Source organism: Neobacillus sp. SM06 (assembly GCF_050496765.1).
Lineage (GTDB): Bacteria > Bacillota > Bacilli > Bacillales > Cytobacillaceae > JAEVLT01.
This window is the reverse complement of sequence record NZ_JBNWEO010000005.1, coordinates 105,226-125,255: the sequence shown is the minus strand read 5'-3', so window position 1 is coordinate 125,255 and position 20,030 is coordinate 105,226. Positions and strand designations below refer to the sequence as shown.

At 40.8% G+C, this 20,030-nt stretch carries 17 protein-coding genes and 1 pseudogene; 4 read left to right on the top strand and 14 right to left on the bottom strand.

What is annotated here, in order from left to right:
- Nucleotides 1–21: 21 nt before the first annotated feature.
- From ACQYAD_RS00775 to ACQYAD_RS00755, 5 genes are all read right to left on the bottom strand, one after another.
- Nucleotides 22–579 (bottom strand): hypothetical protein, encoded by a 558-nt coding sequence (locus tag ACQYAD_RS00775; RefSeq protein ID WP_430234593.1) that lies wholly within the window; start codon nucleotides 577–579, stop codon nucleotides 22–24.
- A 2-nt stretch (nucleotides 580–581) separates the two neighbouring features.
- A complete protein-coding gene (locus ACQYAD_RS00770; RefSeq protein ID WP_430234591.1) occupies nucleotides 582–1,340 on the bottom strand; it encodes an ABC transporter permease in 759 nt (252 codons plus the stop codon).
- Between the two features lies 1 nt (nucleotide 1,341).
- Nucleotides 1,342–2,103, bottom strand: a complete 762-nt coding sequence (locus ACQYAD_RS00765; RefSeq protein WP_430234589.1) for an ABC transporter ATP-binding protein — start codon at nucleotides 2,101–2,103, stop codon at nucleotides 1,342–1,344.
- Nucleotides 2,104–2,774: 671 nt separating this feature from the next.
- On the bottom strand, nucleotides 2,775–3,443 hold the full coding sequence (locus ACQYAD_RS00760; protein ID WP_430234587.1) for a PepSY domain-containing protein: 669 nt from the start codon (nucleotides 3,441–3,443) through the stop codon (nucleotides 2,775–2,777).
- A 93-nt stretch (nucleotides 3,444–3,536) separates the two neighbouring features.
- Nucleotides 3,537–5,192 (bottom strand): methyl-accepting chemotaxis protein, encoded by a 1,656-nt coding sequence (locus ACQYAD_RS00755; protein ID WP_430234585.1) that lies wholly within the window; start codon nucleotides 5,190–5,192, stop codon nucleotides 3,537–3,539.
- 320 nt (nucleotides 5,193–5,512) lie between these two features.
- On the opposite strand from ACQYAD_RS00755, the gene ACQYAD_RS00750 reads away from it, so the two are divergent.
- On the top strand, nucleotides 5,513–6,934 hold the full coding sequence (locus ACQYAD_RS00750; protein ID WP_430234583.1) for an MFS transporter: 1,422 nt from the start codon (nucleotides 5,513–5,515) through the stop codon (nucleotides 6,932–6,934).
- A 152-nt stretch (nucleotides 6,935–7,086) separates the two neighbouring features.
- Here the strand turns inward: ACQYAD_RS00750 and ACQYAD_RS00745 are convergent.
- A pseudogene (locus ACQYAD_RS00745) lies at nucleotides 7,087–7,737 on the bottom strand (TIGR02206 family membrane protein); the annotation flags it as partial.
- Between the two features lie 48 nt (nucleotides 7,738–7,785).
- On the opposite strand from ACQYAD_RS00745, the gene ACQYAD_RS00740 reads away from it, so the two are divergent.
- Nucleotides 7,786–8,935, top strand: a protein-coding gene (locus tag ACQYAD_RS00740) for an IS3 family transposase (protein WP_430234555.1) whose coding sequence is annotated in 2 segments (ribosomal slippage) — nucleotides 7,786–8,060 and nucleotides 8,059–8,935 — 1,152 coding nt in all. Because the reading frame shifts where the segments join, the coding sequence is not laid out codon by codon here.
- Between the two features lie 592 nt (nucleotides 8,936–9,527).
- Here ACQYAD_RS00740 and ACQYAD_RS00735 read toward each other — a convergent pair.
- A complete protein-coding gene (locus ACQYAD_RS00735) occupies nucleotides 9,528–10,448 on the bottom strand; it encodes a cation diffusion facilitator family transporter (RefSeq protein WP_430234581.1) in 921 nt (306 codons plus the stop codon).
- Between the two features lie 218 nt (nucleotides 10,449–10,666).
- On the bottom strand, nucleotides 10,667–11,995 hold the full coding sequence (locus tag ACQYAD_RS00730; protein WP_430234579.1) for an MATE family efflux transporter: 1,329 nt from the start codon (nucleotides 11,993–11,995) through the stop codon (nucleotides 10,667–10,669).
- A gap of 191 nt (nucleotides 11,996–12,186) precedes the next feature.
- On the opposite strand from ACQYAD_RS00730, the gene ACQYAD_RS00725 reads away from it, so the two are divergent.
- Entirely contained in the window at nucleotides 12,187–12,507 is a 321-nt protein-coding gene (locus ACQYAD_RS00725; protein WP_430234577.1) for an ArsR/SmtB family transcription factor, read from the top strand.
- 193 nt (nucleotides 12,508–12,700) lie between these two features.
- Here ACQYAD_RS00725 and ACQYAD_RS00720 read toward each other — a convergent pair whose 3' ends face one another.
- Entirely contained in the window at nucleotides 12,701–12,943 is a 243-nt protein-coding gene (locus ACQYAD_RS00720; protein ID WP_430234575.1) for a hypothetical protein, read from the bottom strand.
- A gap of 304 nt (nucleotides 12,944–13,247) precedes the next feature.
- Between ACQYAD_RS00720 and ACQYAD_RS00715 the strand changes: the two genes are divergently transcribed.
- On the top strand, nucleotides 13,248–15,659 hold the full coding sequence (locus ACQYAD_RS00715) for a heavy metal translocating P-type ATPase (RefSeq protein ID WP_430234573.1): 2,412 nt from the start codon (nucleotides 13,248–13,250) through the stop codon (nucleotides 15,657–15,659).
- A 98-nt stretch (nucleotides 15,660–15,757) separates the two neighbouring features.
- On the opposite strand, the gene ACQYAD_RS00710 is transcribed toward ACQYAD_RS00715, so the two are convergent.
- The 5 genes from ACQYAD_RS00710 to ACQYAD_RS00690 all read right to left on the bottom strand — a co-directional run bounded on the left by ACQYAD_RS00710 (nucleotide 15,758) and on the right by ACQYAD_RS00690 (nucleotide 20,021).
- Nucleotides 15,758–16,618: a COX15/CtaA family protein gene (locus ACQYAD_RS00710; protein WP_430234571.1), complete on the bottom strand. Its 861-nt coding sequence runs from the start codon at nucleotides 16,616–16,618 to the stop codon at nucleotides 15,758–15,760.
- Between the two features lie 79 nt (nucleotides 16,619–16,697).
- Nucleotides 16,698–17,048 carry a hypothetical protein gene (locus ACQYAD_RS00705; RefSeq protein ID WP_430234569.1) on the bottom strand — a complete coding sequence of 117 codons (351 nt, stop codon included), beginning with the start codon at nucleotides 17,046–17,048 and terminating at the stop codon, nucleotides 16,698–16,700.
- A 99-nt stretch (nucleotides 17,049–17,147) separates the two neighbouring features.
- Nucleotides 17,148–17,447, bottom strand: a complete 300-nt coding sequence (locus ACQYAD_RS00700; protein ID WP_430234567.1) for a cytochrome o ubiquinol oxidase subunit IV — start codon at nucleotides 17,445–17,447, stop codon at nucleotides 17,148–17,150.
- 1 nt (nucleotide 17,448) lies between these two features.
- Nucleotides 17,449–18,060, bottom strand: coding sequence for a cytochrome o ubiquinol oxidase subunit III (gene cyoC / locus ACQYAD_RS00695; RefSeq protein ID WP_430234565.1), 612 nt, complete (start codon nucleotides 18,058–18,060; stop codon nucleotides 17,449–17,451).
- On the bottom strand, nucleotides 18,060–20,021 hold the full coding sequence (locus ACQYAD_RS00690; RefSeq protein WP_430234563.1) for a cbb3-type cytochrome c oxidase subunit I: 1,962 nt from the start codon (nucleotides 20,019–20,021) through the stop codon (nucleotides 18,060–18,062). Before ACQYAD_RS00690 ends, cyoC begins: the two co-directional genes overlap by 1 nt.
- Nucleotides 20,022–20,030 lie beyond the last annotated feature (9 nt).

The following is a 20,030-nucleotide window of genomic DNA, read 5'->3' as shown; positions in this document are numbered from 1 at the left end:
ACACAAAAAAATACTCCCTGCTCAATCTTTCGATTCGTCCTTTAGCTTCCTGCCCCTCAGCAGGGCAAATAAGAGGATGGCGAGGAGCAGCAATGGTTCCACCATAGCAACCACCGAAACGAGTGTAGGATTGATTTTCGTGTTTCCTAAGATTTCAACAGGGATGGCATTGCTTGAGTAAATCGCCAGATCTGTATCGCTGCTTACCGTAACATATAGCTTATAATGACTAGTATAAACGAAACGGACCGGCAACGATAGCTTTATTGATTGTCCTGGAGCAAGCGTGGGAATTGGAACTGGTTTATCCGCACTGTAGTCTTCCAGATTCACTGTCCAATGTTTTCCTAAATCAGCCATTGTGATATAGACCATTGCTTTTGTCAAAGCAGTCCCCGTCCGGTTTGTGATTTTTACATCAACTTTTGTTTCGAAGCCGGGATAATTGCGTACTTTTGTTGGCGAAAGAATTTGAATGTCAACGGAATTATTTCCAGCCGCAGCTGCATGTCCAAGATTATCGAAAGAGGCAGAAACAATTGCACTGAAAAGAACCAATACAATCCATAACTTTTTCATCATCATTCGCCTCCTTTAAAATCAAGTTTGCTGCTGGCATAGTACAAGCTTGCAAAAGCAATAAAGAAAAACCCAATAATCGGTAAAATATCGACTAGAATAATAGCTGCTGATAACTTATTTACAAAATAATCTTTCATGGCGAGCAAGCTTGAAGAAATCGGACTTAGCCGATCAAACAGGTAGGCGAAACCCGCCTTTTTCATTGTTGTCGACAAAAACATAGGAATGGCGGTTACGATAAACAAGACGATTGATAGCATTAACGCGTTTTTTGTTGAAGACAGCCAAGCCGAAAAGGCTAATGATAGGCAAGTAAAGGCAATCACCAACGGGAAAGCAATCAAGTAAAGAAACACAAGAATTTTCGGGAATAAGTTCGTACCATTTGCGAGCGCGTAAAAATACGGCAAGGACAGCAAGGAAAGAACAAGCCAAAAAACAATGATTCCGCTGACTTTACTGAGCGTGATCTGCATGCGGCTTAACGGGGTGAGCATTAAGCTTTCCAATGTTCCCTGCTCTTTTTCGCTCGAATACATCGTGGCTCCCAGCACAAGGGAAACGAGAACGCTGAGACCTACCATCACTTTCATAAATGTCATATTCACTTCAACCTGTGCCAGCAGGCTTAACTCTTTTACTGAAATAAAGCTGAACGCCAGGCCGCTGAACAGAATGGTGACTGCAAAGAAAATCCAAATGCCTTTTTTCGAAAGTACATGTTCTTTTATTTCTTTTCGTATTAATGCGGACTTCATTTCATTGTTCACCTTCCTTTGTTACATAGAAAAAGACATCTTCGAGGGTCACAGGCTGGCTGCTATCTGGAGATTGAATTTTCCGTTCATATTTATGAAGCAGTTGTGAAATTTCTCCTTCTTCAAGAAGGCGTCCCTTTTTCACAATGGCAACCCGGTTGCAGATTTCTGCGATTTCTTTTAGCAAATGAGAAGTGATAAACACCGTGACTCCTTGCTTTTGATTGAGATCCAAAATAATTTTCTGAATATCCTTTTGCCCTTGGGGATCAAGACCCAATGTAGGCTCATCAAGGAAAATCAGTGATGGCTGATGAACAATGGTTTTCGCGATGCCGATCCGCTGCCTCATCCCGCGTGAGTACTGCCCGATCCGAATATTCTTTTTTTCACTCATTCCGACCATTTCCAGCACGTTTATCACTCGTTCTGTGCGAATCTCTTTTGGGACGTCATACAGTTCGGCAAAAAAGGTTAAATATTCGTAACCGGTCATCCAGTTGTAGTACCCATGCGACTCCGGCAAAACTCCGATCTTTCTTTTCACGGATGGTTCGTCTTGCTTCACAAGTGTCCCTTCAATGGTAACCTCCCCGCCAGTTGGCTTGATTAATCCATTCAGCATCCGGATCGTTGTTGTTTTCCCTGCTCCATTTGGTCCTAAAAAACCGTAGATATCACCGCTTTTGACATGAAGGCTTAGATTACTCACTGCTTTAAATCCGTTGTCATATACTTTTGATAAATCCTTTACGTGGATCATAATTGCCCTCCTTTGTTGAAAAATCAGTACCGCCACCATTTTCTCCGGTCAACATTAAAAGCAAGGACATTGTTTTATGAAATTCAGGTCAAAATTAAATGAGAGGTTTCTCATCTGTCGTGAAACGGATTGTTAACTGGTTCTTTTTCCGATGGTTTCGCGTGGCATTTGCTGTTAATTGGGTAAGGCTTTTGAAGGGATTGCTTATTTCAGTGACCACCCGGCGGGTTTTTTGCGGTTGACGGGCCTTGACGGGGCTTCTTATCGACCTTGGGGCGGGTTTTTTGCGGTTGACGGGCCTTAAAGGGGCTTCTTATCGACCTTGGGGCGGGTTTTTTGCGGTTGACGGGCCTTGAAGGGGCTTCTTATCGACCACCGAACGGGTTTTCCACGGTTGACGGGCCTTGACGAGGCTTCTTATCGACCTTGGGGCGGCTTTTCCACGGTTGACGGGCCTTGACGGGGCTACTCATCGACCGCCGGGCGGGTTTCCCACGGTTGATGGGCCTTGACATGGCTTCCCATGACGCGTTGAACAAATTTTTCCTCTTATTGCATCATACCGGCCTTTCTCATTCGTGCACATCCTGTCCAAAACCAACAAAAATACGGCTGGCCAGTGGCCATGCCGCATGTAAAATTGGAAGAGGGGGATACTCCTTTAAAAAAACTTACTGATTTGCTTGTTCTCCATCGGCTTCTTTGCCATTTTGCTCTTTTTCATTGCCATCTGCTTCTGTTTTTAACACTTTGCCTGTTTTGGCATCGATTTTTACATCACTTGTTTTGCCATCTTTACCAGTGACTTGAACACCGTAAACAACTTTGCCATTCTCATCTTCTAGACCGGATGATTTGACTGTCCCAGGAACAGCTTTAAGCGCAATGGCCTCACTATCTGCTTTTGAAAGGGTTGCCTGTTTCGCTAAATCAGCCTGATTTTCGCTTTTTTCAGCTTCCTTTCCTTTTTCTTCGCCATTTTTCTCATTCTCATTGTCTGCTTCTGTTTTTAACACTTTGCCTGTTTTGGCATCGACTTTTACATCTTGCTTCTTGCCGGATTTGTCCACAATTTGCACACCATAAACGGCATTTCCATTTTCATTTTCCAGTTCTGAACCTTTCACAGTTCCTGGTACAGCTTTTAGGGCAATGCTTTCACTTTCCGCTTTAGACAGTTTCGCCTGCTTTAATACAGCAGCATCTGACTGGCTGTTTTCTTCCGATTGAACCGTTTTTGCCGGAGAAGCAGCATAAGATTTCGTTAAGGACACACCTGCGAAGCTACCGCCGACAATGGTCATGGCAAGAGCCGGGATCAACAATTTTTTCTTGTTCACTTTCATTCCTCCTAAGATAGAATAACTTGCCTTACACATGTTATTAAACAGGAGGCAGATTAAAAAAATCCGTCCAGTTTCCTAAGAATTTTATCATTTTGATCCTTCTGTTTTATCCTCTTTCATGGTCTTTACTGTGCCTTCAAGCTGTTCCGAAACTTGCACCAGTTCTTCAATCGATTGATGGATTTTACTCATGTATTCGAGTTGACCTTGTGCTTCAGATGCAACAGTTTGCGCAATCGAAGATGTTTCTTTGGCAATCTGGGTCATTTCTTCAATCGATGCGACCATCTCTTCTGCCGACGCCGACATGGTTGTCGTGTTTTCGGAAACATGCTCAATTTTGCCGGCAACCGATTCAATGGTTTTCACCATTTCTTCAAAATGCTCGCCGACTTGATGAACATGATTGGTTCCTTGCAGCACCTCTTCTGTTCCCATTTTCATTGCCGTAACGGAGGACGCAATATCCTGCTGGATTGCCTGAATCAATGCAGCAATTTTCGAAGTGGCGGTCGCCGATTGTTCAGCCAGTTTCCGAACTTCATCTGAAACAACTGCAAAACCTTTTCCTTGCTCACCTGCTCTTGCCGCTTCAATTGCCGCATTTAACGCAAGCAGGTTTGTTTGGGAAGCAATTTCCGATATCACATTCACGATCGTGCCAATTTCTGCGGAATGCCGATCCAAGCGGTTAATGATCTCCAAGGTGCCATTCACGTTCTCCGAAATCGACTTCATCTGGGCGACCGTCGTCTGAATAAACTGATTGGCTTCATTTGCCTGCTCCCGCATAAAATTCGCTTCTTGTGAAACTTCTGTCGTATAATGGGCAACATTGCTGATCCCCTCATTCAGCCCTTGCAGGGCATTGCGGCTGTCATACGAACTTTGCACTTGCATTTCCGAACCTGTTGCCACTTGCTGCATTGCCCCCGTGATTTCCACACTTTTATCATTAATCAATTTCGAATGGTCCGAAACCATTTCCGTTTTTTCCGACACCGTTTCAGTGGCTTGCGAGATTTGGCCAATCATCCGTTTAAGATGATCCGCCATCTTTTGAAAGGACGCTGAAAGAGCACCCACTTCATCCTTTCTTTGCAGAATATGATCATCCATTTCGACTGCAAGATTTCCTCCCGCAATTGCAGCTGAAGCAGCCTGCAATTTCGCCAGCGGACGAGAAACAATTTTTCGAAAAACAAAAGTAATGCCGAAGATTCCAACAAGTAGTACCGCCAATGTTGTTATAATGATCGAAATCAGCTGCTGTTGAATCATAGCATTCGCTTTATCTAATGAAAAAATAATTCCTGCTACATGATGAACTTGTCCGTTCAAATGCAAGGGGGCAGTTACATCAATTTCCTTACCCGTGACGATGGGCACACTTTTATCACGATTTGCAGCAGCCAGATCCTCCTGTCCCGCTGGCTTGCCCATTAAAGCCGAATTGGACGATGCAATGACCCTCGGATTTGAATCAATCGTATAGACACTGAATTCCTTCAGCTCCTTTACAGACTTTGACAATTTCGTAATCCGTGTCTGAAACATCTCATTTGTAACATGCGATTCCTCGAGACCTGACTCAAACGTGTTAATAATCGCCAATGCTTTGGCCTTTTCCTCTTCGATCAGCGCATTCCTCGTATTGATATAAACTACCGTTGAGCTAATCGTTAATGATAAAACAAACAAGACAAGAATCAATAAGTTAATTTTTCGCGCAATTGATGACATAAACAGCCTCCAAATGAAATTGAATAACTATGTACTACCAGAAATTTTTATGCAACCGGAAGAACGCTTCTATTCTAGCAAAAAAATAATGAAAAAGTCCTATTTGAAAAGATTAAAAATTTCTCATTTTGTGGTTGAAACAATCAGGTTTCACTCGGAATTTGGGCGTAAATGAATTGGACTTTTTGCAAAAATGGGTCTAAAATGATTGAATGATGAGGGTAGTAGCTGGTGTGTTTTTCAACCAGTACCGCTATGACTTTTGAAAAATAGAAAACTATCTTTTCGTTTCGATCTGTTTAAGGTGGAGGAGATTTTCGATGGGTTTTGCAGCATTCGCTAACAATGAACAATCAAATTCCCATTGGTATGCAGTGGCAACGGTGTGTATTGGCGCTTTTATGGCCGCACTGGACGCAAGCATTATAAACATTGCCTTGCCAAAATTGCAACAGCAGTTCAATACGCCAATGAATGAAATTGAATGGGTAAGTTTGGCGTATTTATTATCCTTAGCGTCATTAATCTTAATTTTTGGCAGACTTGCGGATATGATTGGCCGGCGCTGGTTATATATCATCGGATTTGTTCTTTTCTCGGTCAGTTCCCTTTTTTGCGGATTGGCCCCATCGTTGTCTGTTTTGGTTGTTGCACGCGTACTGCAGGGAATGGGAGCTGCTTTGCTTCAGGCCAACAGCGTATCGATTATTACGTCTGCAACCCCAAAGCGGGATCTTGGTAAAGCCATCGGTTTCCAGGCGAGTGCCCAAGGGATCGGCTTAAGCTTAGGGCCGGTCGTCGGCGGGGCACTGCTCTCGTTTGTCAGCTGGAAATGGCTGTTTTTTATTAACCTCCCGATTGGGATCATTGGTATTGTCCTTGGTATCCTATTTCTGCCAAAAGACGCAGTTCAAGTTCAGAATGGTAAAACGAAATTTGATTTTGCAGGTGCCATTTTTCTAATTCCTTCATTAATTACCATTATCTACATCTTGAACATGGGGTTAAAACTGGGCTGGACATCACCGGTTATGATCGGCAGCTTTGCGGTTGCTGTTGTGTGCAGCTATTTATTTATTCGCATTGAAAGCAAACGGGCGGAACCATTGGTTGACTTAAGCCTGTTTAAACATTCTTTTTTCACCTTTGGCAACATAACGGGTATTTTGTCGTTTATGGTCATGTATGCTGTATTATTGCTGACGCCGTATTATTTAGATCAAGTAAAACATCTGCCGATTTTTCAAGCAAGCTTTCTCATTACCGTTATTCCCATTGGCATGACGATTGCCACCCCGATTTCAGGGATGATCACTGATCGCCGCGGCCCAGCCGCACCCTTGCTTCTTGGCCTTTCGATGACAACTGTCGGCTCGCTTTTATTAACCTTTATTGACATTACGGGAACCTATGTTATTACCAGCATTGGGCTTTTCTTGGTCGGTTCAGGGATTGGCATGTTCACCCCGCCGAATAACAGCAGCATTATGGGCAGTGTCCCGAAAAATGTTCTCGGGATTACAGGCGGAATTTTGAATATGTCCCGAACACTTGGTATGGGGTTAGGGGTTACCTTTGGCGGTCTCATGTATCAGTTCTTCTCGAACATGTACGGGTCTTCACCACTTGAACAGCTGCTGCTGACATTTCGGTCCTCGTACCTGTTGATCGCCATTTTTTCCTTGCTAACCCTTCTGATCACCTTTAAAAATTGCAAAAGGGAATTTAAACACAACGACTAATACCATTCAAAAGAAATCGGGTTATGAGCAACGTGCTAGCGCCCTGCTTATCGATGCTAGAGCTTAGACAGTTATCGACGTTCGAGATCGTTCGAATCGTATAAGAAAAATCCAATGGCGGCCTCCATTTTGAGACCGCCTTTTTTGCTGCTTCACCTCTTTCTTTTTATCCAAAACGGGCTGTACAGGATTGAGAAACTCAACACCATGACAGCTTCAAGCGATAGTAGATACCCTGGCCATGGACCCAAATAGTTCAAAAGCGAAGACATCCGCGGTTTTTCCATAATGTAAAGGTAATTCGAACCAAGCAACGTATTGACGAAAAAGACACAAGCTGCATAAAGATTCACAAACAAAATTGTTACCCACATCGCCCTAGATGTCGGTCGGCGATCTAATGCTGCCACCATCAACAAACAGGCCAAAATCACGCCGCCGTGTGAAACAAAAAATTGAATAGAGCGAAAGTGGGGAAACGAGTATTTGTAAAGATCTGGTGTCAGTATCGCTTGAATCGAACTTGCTAATCCAGCAAAATACATAAATTGAAAAACTCGATCGCTTTTCGTCAGCAACATCACAATGGCAAGAATCACAGCAAGATCACTAAGATGGAGAGGCAACGCCTTTTTGGCTGACCAGGCATGAGTAAAAATAAGCCAAATATGGTACGATCCTTCCGAAGCGAGTAAAAGAAGTGCCAATGAATAACGAAAAAACGGTTGCTTTTCCTTTACCTTTTTTTCAAAAACAAAGAGGAACATACAAAGTACAAAGATAAGCGCGAGTGTAACAAGATTATAATGCTACATATAAACTAGACAATAAAAAAGGAGTTTCTTAGTTGTATGTCAACCACTCGAAGAAAGTTTAACCCAGAAGAAAAAGCGCAAATTGTACTGGAAATCCTAAAGGAAGAAAAGTCAGTTTCACAGCTCGCTTCTGAGCATGGGATCCATACCAATGTCCTCAACCGGTGGAAATCCGAGGTGGTACAAAACCTCTCACAGCTGTTTGTTGATGATCGTAAAGGTATCACCAAAATGAAAAAAGAATATGAACAACAAATCAATGAACTCTACGCCGAGGTTGGTAAGTTAACCACCCAATTGTCGTGGCTTAAAAAAAAATCTGGCCTCTAACTTTACTCGTGAAGAGCGTATTGATCTCATAGAATGGGATTGCTCCGAACACTCCATCCTCGTACAAGCGGATTTACTTAATCTAAACCGCACCAGTCTTTACTATAAGCCGGTCCCTCCCTCTCCGGAGGAAATTCGCCTCAAGCACCGGATTGATGAGCTATACACAAAGCATTCTTTTCTGGGCTATCGAAAGATAGCTGCCATTATGAATCGAGAAGGGGATCTTATTCACGAAAATACAGTAAGAAAGTACATGCGAGAGATGGGTATTATGGCTATCTATCCCGGTCCGAACCTTAGCAAACGGGATCTCCAGCACCGGATCTACCCCTACCTACTTCGAGGGCTAAACATTACTCAGCCCGACCAGGTTTGGAGTGTGGATATCACGTATATCCGGATGAAGCAAGGCTGGATGTACCTCTACGCCATCATGGATTGGTATTCTCGCTTCATTGTGGATTGGCAATTGGATCAAAGCCTTGAAATCGGGTTCGTATTAGAGACTATGAGAAGGGCGCTAGCCAAACGCAAACCCGCCATTATTAACAGTGATCAAGGGAGCCACTTTACCAGCCCACAGTACACAGATTTGCTAAAGGAGAACGAAATCCGCATCAGCATGGATGGCAAAGGCCGTGCAAAGGACAACATCGTTATAGAACGGTTCTGGCGTAGCCTGAAGTACAATGAGATTTATATCAACGACTATACTAGCCCGCGAGAAACGAGGCAAGGTGTGGAACGCTATATCCATCTACACAACCACTACTTACCACACCAGTCATTGGATAACCATACACCAGCTGCTGTGTATAACCGGGATGTTGTACTGTTATCCACATGTGAATAACAGTAGCGGTGTTCGTCAAGAAAGTTGTCTTATATTTATATCTAAACTTAAAAAATCCTACCGCGCTTCGCTTGCTGCCCTCTTCATAAAAGATTCGTTCTAACGAACCAATCTTTTATGAAGAGGATGAAATTTTACCAACATTTCAGCGCTTTGGGGTGATCTTGGGTGTAGGAGGAAACCATTTCTCCCACGCCTTCGCTTATACTATGTCCTCCACCTGTGGACAATGTCTAATTGGCGCTATTCCCCTCAATTTCCATACAGGAAGAGGAGATCAAGACCTTTGTATTATAGAAATATCTAAGTAATTAATCTTGTATACACCTTAATTTTTCAAAAAAACTGTCTTGACTTCTTGTAGCACCATAGATGTTCCCCCGAAAACGCACGGAAGGGAGCAAGTTTCGAATGATAGTGGAAAAAAGTATTCATCGCATCGCCCCAATGTCCAAAAATTCATTTGTTGTGACTACTTAGTATAAGGTATCGATTCAACTATCTATACATTCGGCGTTAAATTCATCCAGCCAACTCCCCATTTACAAAACGTAAAAAACAGTCATTCCCTAAAGAAATGACTGTCTTACATTTAAATCGTACTTTCTGGCTGCAGTGAGCAATTGTATGTTCCTTTTTCAATTTGAATGGTGGCGTGCTCAATGGCAAATTGATCATGCAATTCTTGTGTCAGTTTTTGCAGCAACTGGTCATTATCTTCTATTTCTGATCGAATTAAATGGACGGTCAAAGCACTTTCTGTTGTACTCATGGCCCACACGTGTAAATCATGAACTTCCAATACCGTTGGCAAGCTGCTTAAATATTCCTTTATTTTTGTTATATCAATTCCTTCAGGAACAGCATCAAGGGACAAATTAATCGACTCTTTCAGTAATCCCCACGTTCCAAGGAAAATAACGACAACGATAAGCAAACTAACGACTGGATCAATCCATTGCCAACCTGTCCAGAGGATGATAAATCCGGCTATAACGACCCCTAAAGAAACGAGTGCATCTGCAGCCATATGCAAAAAGGCACCACGAATATTTAAATCATTTTTCCTGCCAGCCATAAAAAGCACGGCTGTAAGAGAATTGATGAGGATTCCAATTAGAGCGACAAGAATAACCGTTTTACCAGCAACCGGCTGGGGAGAGGAAAAACGTTGAATCGCTTCCCAAGCAATTGCTCCAATCGCAACTAACAAGAATACAGCATTGAACAACGCTGCTAGAATAGAACTCCGTTTGAATCCATAAGTTCTTTTTTGGGATGGAGCTTTTTTCCCAAGCCAAACAGCAATCCATGCAATCACTAAACCGAGCACATCACTGATATTATGGCCGGCATCGGCTAAAAGCGCTAGGGAATCTGCAAGGATCCCATAAGTAATTTCAACGATAATAAAGATTGTGTTTAAAATAATGCCAAATCCAAAGGCAAAGCCATAATTTGCTGGGGCATGGCTGTGACCATGGCTATGGTTATGGCTATGATTATGTACCATGAAACCCTCTCCTTTTTGGTTGATTATAGACTACATGATCAATTACATTGGTTTATCTTTTAATACCTTATAAGATTGTTGATTTGATTTGACTCTGTACAATAGTTTTCCCTCTTCTTCTGTATTCATTTCTAAAAATAAATCATATGAAACATCTATAAGTTAATATATGATAATATATTCATATTGTCAATAAAACACTAAATCTTTAAAAAAGATTATGCTAATACTTCTACAATGTTTCGCTTTTTTCGATACCAAACAAATAAGCTTGCACGCAAAGCATTATCAGCCGCAATGGAAATCCATACCGCCGGCAAACCATAACCAAGTTTCCATGCGAAGAGATAAACTCCCAAAGTACGCACCACCCAAATGCCGGTTATTGTAACGAACATAGGGAATGTACTATTTCCCCCCGCCTGTACAGCTGAAGTATCAACTAATACTGAAGCCAAAAATGGTTGAGATACCATATCAATCATTAAAACAATCATCAATAAATGTAAGACAGTACCATCGGTTGTAAATAGTTTACCGATCCATGGACTTGAAAAAGCTAAAACAGCAGTTATTACCGTCATAGAAATGGCGGATTGAATATAACTCCATTTGCGGTATTCCTTTACATCTTCCATGTTTTTCTCACCAATAGCTTGCCCAATAAGAGTGCTTGCTGCTATTGCAAAACCACCACCAACAGTAGAGGCAAATGTCGTTAAAGTACCCGCAATATTATGTGCTGCATAGGATTCTGTTCCCATTCTTACAATTAATCCAAAATAAACGACTTGACCCAGCCTCATTGATAGTCTTTCTAACGTTGCAGGTACTGCAAATTTGGTCATACTACCTGCCAATTTCCCGTTTAGCGTAAAATCATCTAATTTAAGACTAATCGACGGGATATGTTGTGATTTTATGAATAGACGCACAAATCCATATATTCTGGCCAATATCATGGCAATAGCCGCTCCAGCCAATCCAAAACCAGGAAATAACCCTATTCCAAAGATTAAAACATAATCAAGAATGACATGAACAATATTCATCTCAATGCCAATTCGCAGGGGGGTTTTTGTATCTCCTATTGCACGAAAAGTTGCAGACTGTGCGGTGAATAGGGCAACGAATGGCGTTAGTCCAAGAACAACTTTAAAATAGATGATTGCCTGATCCTTCAGTTCCGCGTTTGCACCAACTAAATCTAACAATGGTTCCGCGAAAAGAACGGAAGCAACAGAAAATAGCAAGCCAACCAATATAGAGATGAAAAGACCATGAAAAATAACTGATTTACTTCTTTCCTTGTCCTTTGCTCCAAAGGCTCTTGATAAAAATACTGAAAGTGTAGCTGATAAAGCAGTAAATACTCCCACATATGTCATACTATAAATATTTGTAACACCTACAGCGTTAATTGCAAGCAATCCTAATTTAGCAATAAAGAATGAGTCTATTACCCCAAGTAAACTTTGCAAATAGGATTCACCTATAGCCGGCATAGCAATTTTGTATACTTTTTTAGCTTGATACGGAATGTGCATTTGTTAATCCCCTATTTATCGAATAAATTTATCAATAGCATTATGTAGCTTCTCTATAACTGATTCATTACCCTCTTTGACTGCTTCGACAACACCTCCTTTAAGATGGTCTTTTTAGAATCAATTTGCCGCAGCTTTTTATTTTGGTTTTTTATGATTGTCGTTATAATGAAATAAGGAGGTCGATTTTTTTGGATCAGAATCATCAGGATAGAAAAGTAAACGAATTGGATGAAGAAACTTTGTTTATTGTCTCTCAAACCTTTAAAGCATTATCAGATCCCACCAGGCTAAAAATACTTTACTTATTATTTCAAGGAGAGCGGTCTGTGAATGAAATCGCAGAAAGTCTTTCATTGCTTCAATCAACTGTTTCACATCAACTGCGTTTCTTAAAAAACCTTCGACTCGTAACATTTAGACGGGAGGGGACAACACTTTATTATCGCCATGATGATGAACACATCATGAGCATATTAAATCAAACCATCGAACATGCAAACCATCATTAGTCCTACTAAGGCTTTCGCTTAAATCTTCATCATCCATTGCAGCTAATGGAAAACTCACAATAAATAAATTGTCTTTAATAGCCCATGTAAGATGACAAACAATTGTTTATTTTGCCATTCGCACTATAAGCGAAAGCCCCCTGGTATTGACCCAGTGGGCTTTTCCGCAATGGGGCGTGATGAGAACTTCTAGCTAGATGAAAAGTTTTGAAATGGCAAATACGACGAAACTTGCTCCACCAATCATTAGAGCAAAAACATGAAGACATCCCCCATGATGTTTGTGGTGACTGCTATGATGATGGCTTAAATGGCTATTTTCTTGATGATGCTCATGATGGTCATCGTGATGATGTCCGTGGCTGCTGTGATGGTGCCCATGATGATCGTCGTGATGATGGCCATGATGTCCGTGGTGATCATTGTGATGTGACATTCAATTCCCTCCAATTTGTTTTTATACTACGCTGTCTCCCCTATTTTCTATTCATTCACAGAAAAAAGAATGACATTCGCCTTCTATGTTTTTATCAACACCTTTCGATTATCATTTGGTTTTAATTTGAAAATATTTAATACATGGAAATATTCTCACATTTACATATAAACTGCAATATTTTGCTTTGAACCTATTTGTTATTTTCATTGACGAAATTGATGCATGAACATATAATAATTATATGAGTAATTGCTCATATACACAATTATATAGACCAATTTGAAAAGAGAGGAGAATCAACATGGGAAAATCAATTGCAAAAGTCAGACGAGAAATTATCCTTGAAGGACTCGACTGCGCCAACTGTGCCATGAAAATTGAAAATGGCGTAAAAAAAATAGATGGCGTTTCTTCAGCTTCTGTAAACTTTGTCAATAAGACGCTAACAGTAGAAACTGAATCAACCCAAGAAACAGAAGTTGTCTCTGAAGTAAAGAAAAAAGTGAAAAAGTTAGAGCCGGCCATTACGCTAGTGGAAAAAACAAATTCAAAAAGAGGTACTGCTACTCGCAGTTTTCTGCTGAATGGCCTGGATTGCGCGAACTGTGCAGCAAAAATTGAACGTGGAGTCGGAAAGATTGAAGGTGTCAAATCCTCAACAGTTGATTTTGTTTCCAACAAGCTCGTCTTGGTTACAAACAATCCAGAAGCATTGGATCAAATTGAAGATGAGGCTAAAAAAGTAATCAAACGGCTGGAACCGGAGGTAGAGGTCATTCCCGAATCAACAGCCAGCCATACCCATACCGACAATCAAGGTCACGATCATGATCATAGCCATGGGCATAGTCACGCGCATAGCAGTAATGATACAAATAATTTGGTCATACGCTTAGGGATAGGCGCTATTTTTGGCGCAGCCGGCCTCCTTGCTCCTGTATCTGGAATGATGGAATTAGGGCTGTTTGTGATTTCCTATTTGCTAATCGGCGGAGATATTGTTTTACGCGCCATAAAAAATATAATTAGAGGGCAAGTATTTGATGAGAACTTCTTAATGGCACTTGCAACAGTTGGTGCCTTTGCCATTCAACAATACCCTGAAGGTGTAGCGGTTATGCTGTTCTACCAAATCGGAGAACTATTTCAAAGCATTGCCGTGAATCGTTCGCGTAAATCAATCAGTGCCTTGATGGATATTCGCCCCGATTCTGCAAATGTCAAGCGCGGATCGGAAGTCATAAAGGTATCTCCAGAAGAAGTGAAAATAGGAGATTTTATTATCATTAAACCCGGCGAAAAGATTCCATTAGATGGAAAGGTGATCGAAGGCAGTTCAATGGTCGATACTTCTGCTTTAACAGGTGAATCCGTACCGCGTGAAGTGGAAGTCGGCAACGATGTGTTAAGCGGCTGTATTAACAAAAACGGTGTATTAACCGTTGAAGTGACCAAGGAATTCGGCGAGTCCACTGTCTCAAAAATTCTTGAATTAGTTCAAAATGCCAGCAGCCGGAAAGCGCCAACGGAAAATTTCATCACAAAGTTTGCCCGTTACTACACACCAGTTGTTGTCATTGTTGCAGCGGCATTGGCGTTTATTCCACCACTGGTTATTAGTGGTGCTACCTTCTCAGAATGGATTTACCGAGCACTTGTATTTTTAGTTATTTCATGTCCGTGCGCTCTTGTGGTCTCAATCCCATTAGGATTCTTTGGGGGAATTGGCGCATCTTCAAAATCGGGAATTCTTGTAAAAGGCAGTAATTATTTAGAAGCATTAAATGATGTCAAATACATTGTTTTTGACAAAACAGGGACTTTGACAAAAGGTGTTTTTGAAGTCACAAACATCAAACCAAAAGAGCCATTTACCAACGAAGAATTAGTACAATACGCAGCACTTGCTGAATTCCATTCAAACCACCCAATTGCCCTTTCCATTCGGAAGGCATATGGGAAAGAGCTTAATGAAGAGTGGATCGAAGACTACAATGAAATCTCTGGGCACGGGATCAAAGTTACAGTTGCAGGCAAAACGGTTCTAGCTGGAAATGCCAAGCTTATGAGCAAAGAAAAGATTGTCTTTGATATGCCTTATGAGATTGGAACCGTTGTTCATGTAGCTGTTGATAAACAATATGGCGGATATATTGTTATTTCTGACCAGGTTAAGGAAGATTCTGAAGCAGCCATTCGCACGCTCAAAGGACTCGGTATCAAGAAGACTATCATGCTAACTGGAGATGCGCAGGCTGTTGGCGATTTTGTTGGTCAAAAATTAGGCGTTGACGAAGTCCATGCAGAGTTACTGCCACAAAATAAAGTAGAAGAAATTGAAAAGCTCGATGCCCAAAAACTTCCAAAGGAAAAGATCATCTTCGTAGGGGATGGTATTAATGATACTCCAGTACTCGCCCGTGCAGATGTCGGAATGGCAATGGGCGGATTAGGTTCAGATGCAGCGATTGAAGCTGCTGATATTGTGATTATGACAGATGAACCTTCAAAAATACCGACAGCAATTAACATCGCCAAACGAACTCGTCGAATTGTCTGGCAAAACATTGTTTTTGCTCTTGGCGTAAAAGGTATCGTACTATTGTTCGGGGCATTTGGTTTCGCTACAATGTGGGAAGCAGTCTTTTCTGATGTAGGAGTTACCCTTCTTGCTGTCCTAAACGCAATGAGGGTATTGCAGGTTAAAAACTAAATAGATAGATTAGCAGAAGTTTGATTCTCTAAACAGAAAAGCCCCTGGATTGTACCAGGGGCTTTCACCTATTGAAAAAAAATCTAAACATTCACAACTTACACTCTTAGCCGTTCCCGTGCAGAAATTGAGGCAGCAATCGAAATACTGATGATCGTAAAAATCATATGAAAAGAAGATGCTGCCGGGCTTAATTGAAGCGCATTGGTCAAAAAGCCAAAAAACGTGGTAATAACTAAGGCCGCCACTAATAAAGACAATCTAAATCGATACTGATTGGTTTTAAACGCCAAGAACATTAGATAGGCAGTCGTGAGCACCAAAGCCAACCCTAAGAAACCATGAACAAAGTAAAGAAATTGCGCCAACACCCGGCTGTTAATCAATACTTCGCCAGTATAATTGCCATAAAGAAGTTTACTAAATCTCGGATGTTTGAAAATTGCACCAATCAAGGTCTCCAGCATTATAAAGAGCAAGATAAAATTAGCCGATTTAAAAAAGCTTGATTTCCCCTGTTTGATCGCTGCCACACCATCTTGATTTACTAACGCATAATGAAGATCTATGACTGAAATCAGCAAAAGAAGACTAACGGTCACATCGAAAAAGGTAAATCCAACCGGTGTGCCTAAGAGAACGTTTAATCCACCCACGATCGACTGCAATCCCAGGAGGAAGAAAGATAAGACTGCCAGCCATTTCGTTTTTTTCTTTCTTAGCTGAAACCACGCAAAAATGGCATTGAGAAGAATAACAAATCCAAGCAGCGTGGTGAAAATTCGATGCGAGTATTCAACTAATATTTGACCATTTGTAATATTAGGAAAAAACGTGCCATTACACTTTGGCCAATCAGAACCACATGCATCACCGGAATTTGTCGCAACGACTAAATTTCCAATAATCAGTGCCACGATTGTCATAAGGACAGTAAACAAGGAAAACTTATTTTTCATAAACGTATCATCCTATCATTTTGTCAAAGTTACCATGCTCTTGCCGAACTGTTTCAGTAATGTAAGAAATATTGTTATTTTAATGGTAGCCCGCCGCAGACCTTAAAAAAAAGTAAATAGCTCCCATAGACAAAAACCCGATGATGAGCATAATGGAAGCAACTGATAAAAATTTCCGCTGATAACGCAAATCCTCGGCTGATTGCCCTTTAACAAGCAAATCTTTTACTTGCTTTGTTAACTTTTGAATTCGAACAACAACAAGGATGATCAAAATTCCAAGAGCAATCATGATATATAAAAAAACAGAATACGTATTTTTGGAAATTTCAATTGCTCCGGCATGGTTAGCAAAAACAGGATTTTGAAACCCTATTAAACCAATAAAAGTGAAAAATAGATAAAGAAGGGATCTCCTTCGCTTGATCATTTAAAACACCTACCTCTCTAGTTCTGCTAGTTTCCTATTTTTTATTAAAAAGGCAAATGCGAGGGAGACGACCCAGCGCATTGCCTATTTTTCCAACCTTTAATAATTCATGACCCATACAGACCCGCCAATAACAGTAACCACGATAAAAATACCAACCGTCAAAGCTAATATGATATAGACCCTGTTTTTGTTCTCTTTTAAGTGCATAAAATAATAAATTTGAACGACAAATTGGAAACAAGCGGCCACCAATATAAAAACAATTAGGTACACTTTTTCCAACATATGATTTAAAACGAGTACAAGAGGAATAATGGTTAACAAGATGGAAATCACATATCCAGTCACATATGACTTTTCTAACGAATGATGTTCTTGCTTATTTTCCACTTTCACTTTACATCACCCCCATCAGATAAACTACCGTAAAGATAAAGATCCAAACTACATCGAGGAAGTGCCAGTATAAGCTTACGATTGTAATCTTCCGGCTAGTTACTTCATTGATTCCGTTTCGCATTAATTGTATTGTTGCACTTGCCATCCACACAATGCCTGCAGATACGTGAATTCCATGCGTACCAACCAAAACAAAGAAAGCTGATAGAAATGCACTCGTTGAAATCGTAGCACCCTCATTCACAAAACTAGCAAATTCTCTTATTTCTAAACCAATAAATCCTAATCCAAAGATAATGGTAACAATCAACCATCCGATAACACTTTGCTTATGTCCTTTCTTTAAAGCCGAGATGGCAAGGCCGCTTGTAAAACTGCTTGTCAAAAGAAGAAAGGTCTCCGCGACAAAGATCGGAACCTCAAATAATTCTTGACCAGTAGGTCCCCCATTAAATCGGTTCTTCAATATCGCATACGTAGCAAACAAAACGGAAAATAAAATTAGGTCGGTAATCAGAAAAATCCAAAATCCAAAAATTCTTAGTGAACCTTCATCATGTCCATGTTCTTCATGGCTATGAGAGTTCGGATGGGACAGTGTCTGTTCCATTAATGGGCACCCCCCGCGATGGCTTCTGTTTTTTCTACTTCTTCAGCAGAAATATAGTAATCTGTATCATTTTGAAAATAACGCACAAGTAAGGAAACAACTACACCCATCAATCCTGGAATCGCCAGCCAATTCCACTCAAATACGAAACCAAATCCGGCAATAAACCAGAAGGCACCCATAATAAACGGAATGCCAGAATCCTTTGGCATATGAATAGGTTTATATTTCTCCTCTTTTTTATAGGTCTTAATTCCATTTTGCTTCTTATACCACCAATCATCTTGTTCCTCTACTTGAGGAATGACAGCAAAATTATAAGCTGGTGCAGGTGAAGGAATCGACCATTCTAATGTACGTCCATTCCAAGGATCTCCCGTAGTATCCTTTTTCCCATACTTTATACCATGGAGAATTTGATACACTTGGAATAAGAAACCAACTCCCATAAGGAAAGACCCAATTGTTGAAATGAGATTTAACGGAGCCCAGCCCATATCCCAGCTATATGTGTAAACACGGCGCGGCATCCCCATGAACCCCAATGCATATTGCGGCATAAAGGTACCATAAAAACCGATAACCCAGAACCAGAAAGCCCATTTTCCAATTTTCTCACTTAATTTAAAACCAAAGATTTTCGGCCACCAATAATAAACACCCGAAAAGAAACCAAATACGACTCCTCCGATTAATACTTGGTGAAAATGAGCAATTAGAAAATAGCTATTGTGGTATTGAAAGTCTGCAGGTGCAACCGCTAGCATTACCCCTGTCGCCCCACCAACCAGAAAAGTTGGAATGAATGCAAACGTCCAAAGCATTGGTGTTTTAAATTCCACACGGCCTTTGTACATTGTAAATATCCAGTTAAAAACCTTCACTCCTGTTGGAATCGCAACAGCCATTGTGGTTACGGCAAAAAATGCATCCACTGTCGAAGAAGCCATCGTAAAGAAATGATGAACCCATGTTAAAAATGAAAGAATACTAATGCTTAGCAAGGCAAACACCATTGATTTATAGCCAAAAATTTTCTTTTTGGCAAACGTACTTACAACCTCAGAAAAGACTCCAAATGCTGGAAGAATGACAATATACACTTCAGGGTGGCCCCACATCCAAATTAGGTTGATATAATACATGGGATTTCCACCCCCATCAATCGTAAAGAAATGAGCACCAAAATAGCGATCCACAAACAATAAAGCAAGCGTGACCGTTAAAATCGGAAAGGCAAAAATGATAATAATGCAACTCGAAAGAACAGACCAGCTAAACATCGGCATTTTCATCAATTTCATTCCAGGCGCGCGCATTTTTAAAATGGTGACCAAAAAGTTAATTCCCGTTGCTAAACTTCCAATACCGGAAATTTGAATTCCCCAGATGTAGAAGTTTTGTCCCGGACCCGGGCTGTATTGATTCTCTGATAACGGAGTATAACTAAGCCAACCGGCATCAGGAGAACCACCGATCACAAACGATAAGTTGAACAGCATCGCGCCAAAAAAGAACAGCCAAAAACTAACCGCATTTAAAAATGGATAGGCTACGTCCCTTGCACCGATTTGAAGTGGAACAACCATATTAAACAAGGCGAACATCAAAGGCATCGCCATAAAAAGAATCATAATCGTACCATGGGTAGTAAAAATTTGATTGTAATGCTCAGAATTTAAAAGCTTCATATTCGGAGCTGCCAGCTGAGTTCGCATTAACAGTGCATCAATTCCCCCACGAAATAACATTAATAAAGAGGCAATAAAATACATGATCCCTATTTTCTTGTGATCAACAGTCGTTAGCCACTCTCTCCATAGCCAACCCCATTTTTTAAAATAAGTAAGCAAAAAAACAATCGCGATCAGCGTTAAAGCAATTGATACATCAGCACCATATATCATCGGATTTCCAGTCACAAAAAAATCCGATGCAAATGCTTGAATCTTTTCCAACATTTTTTCTCC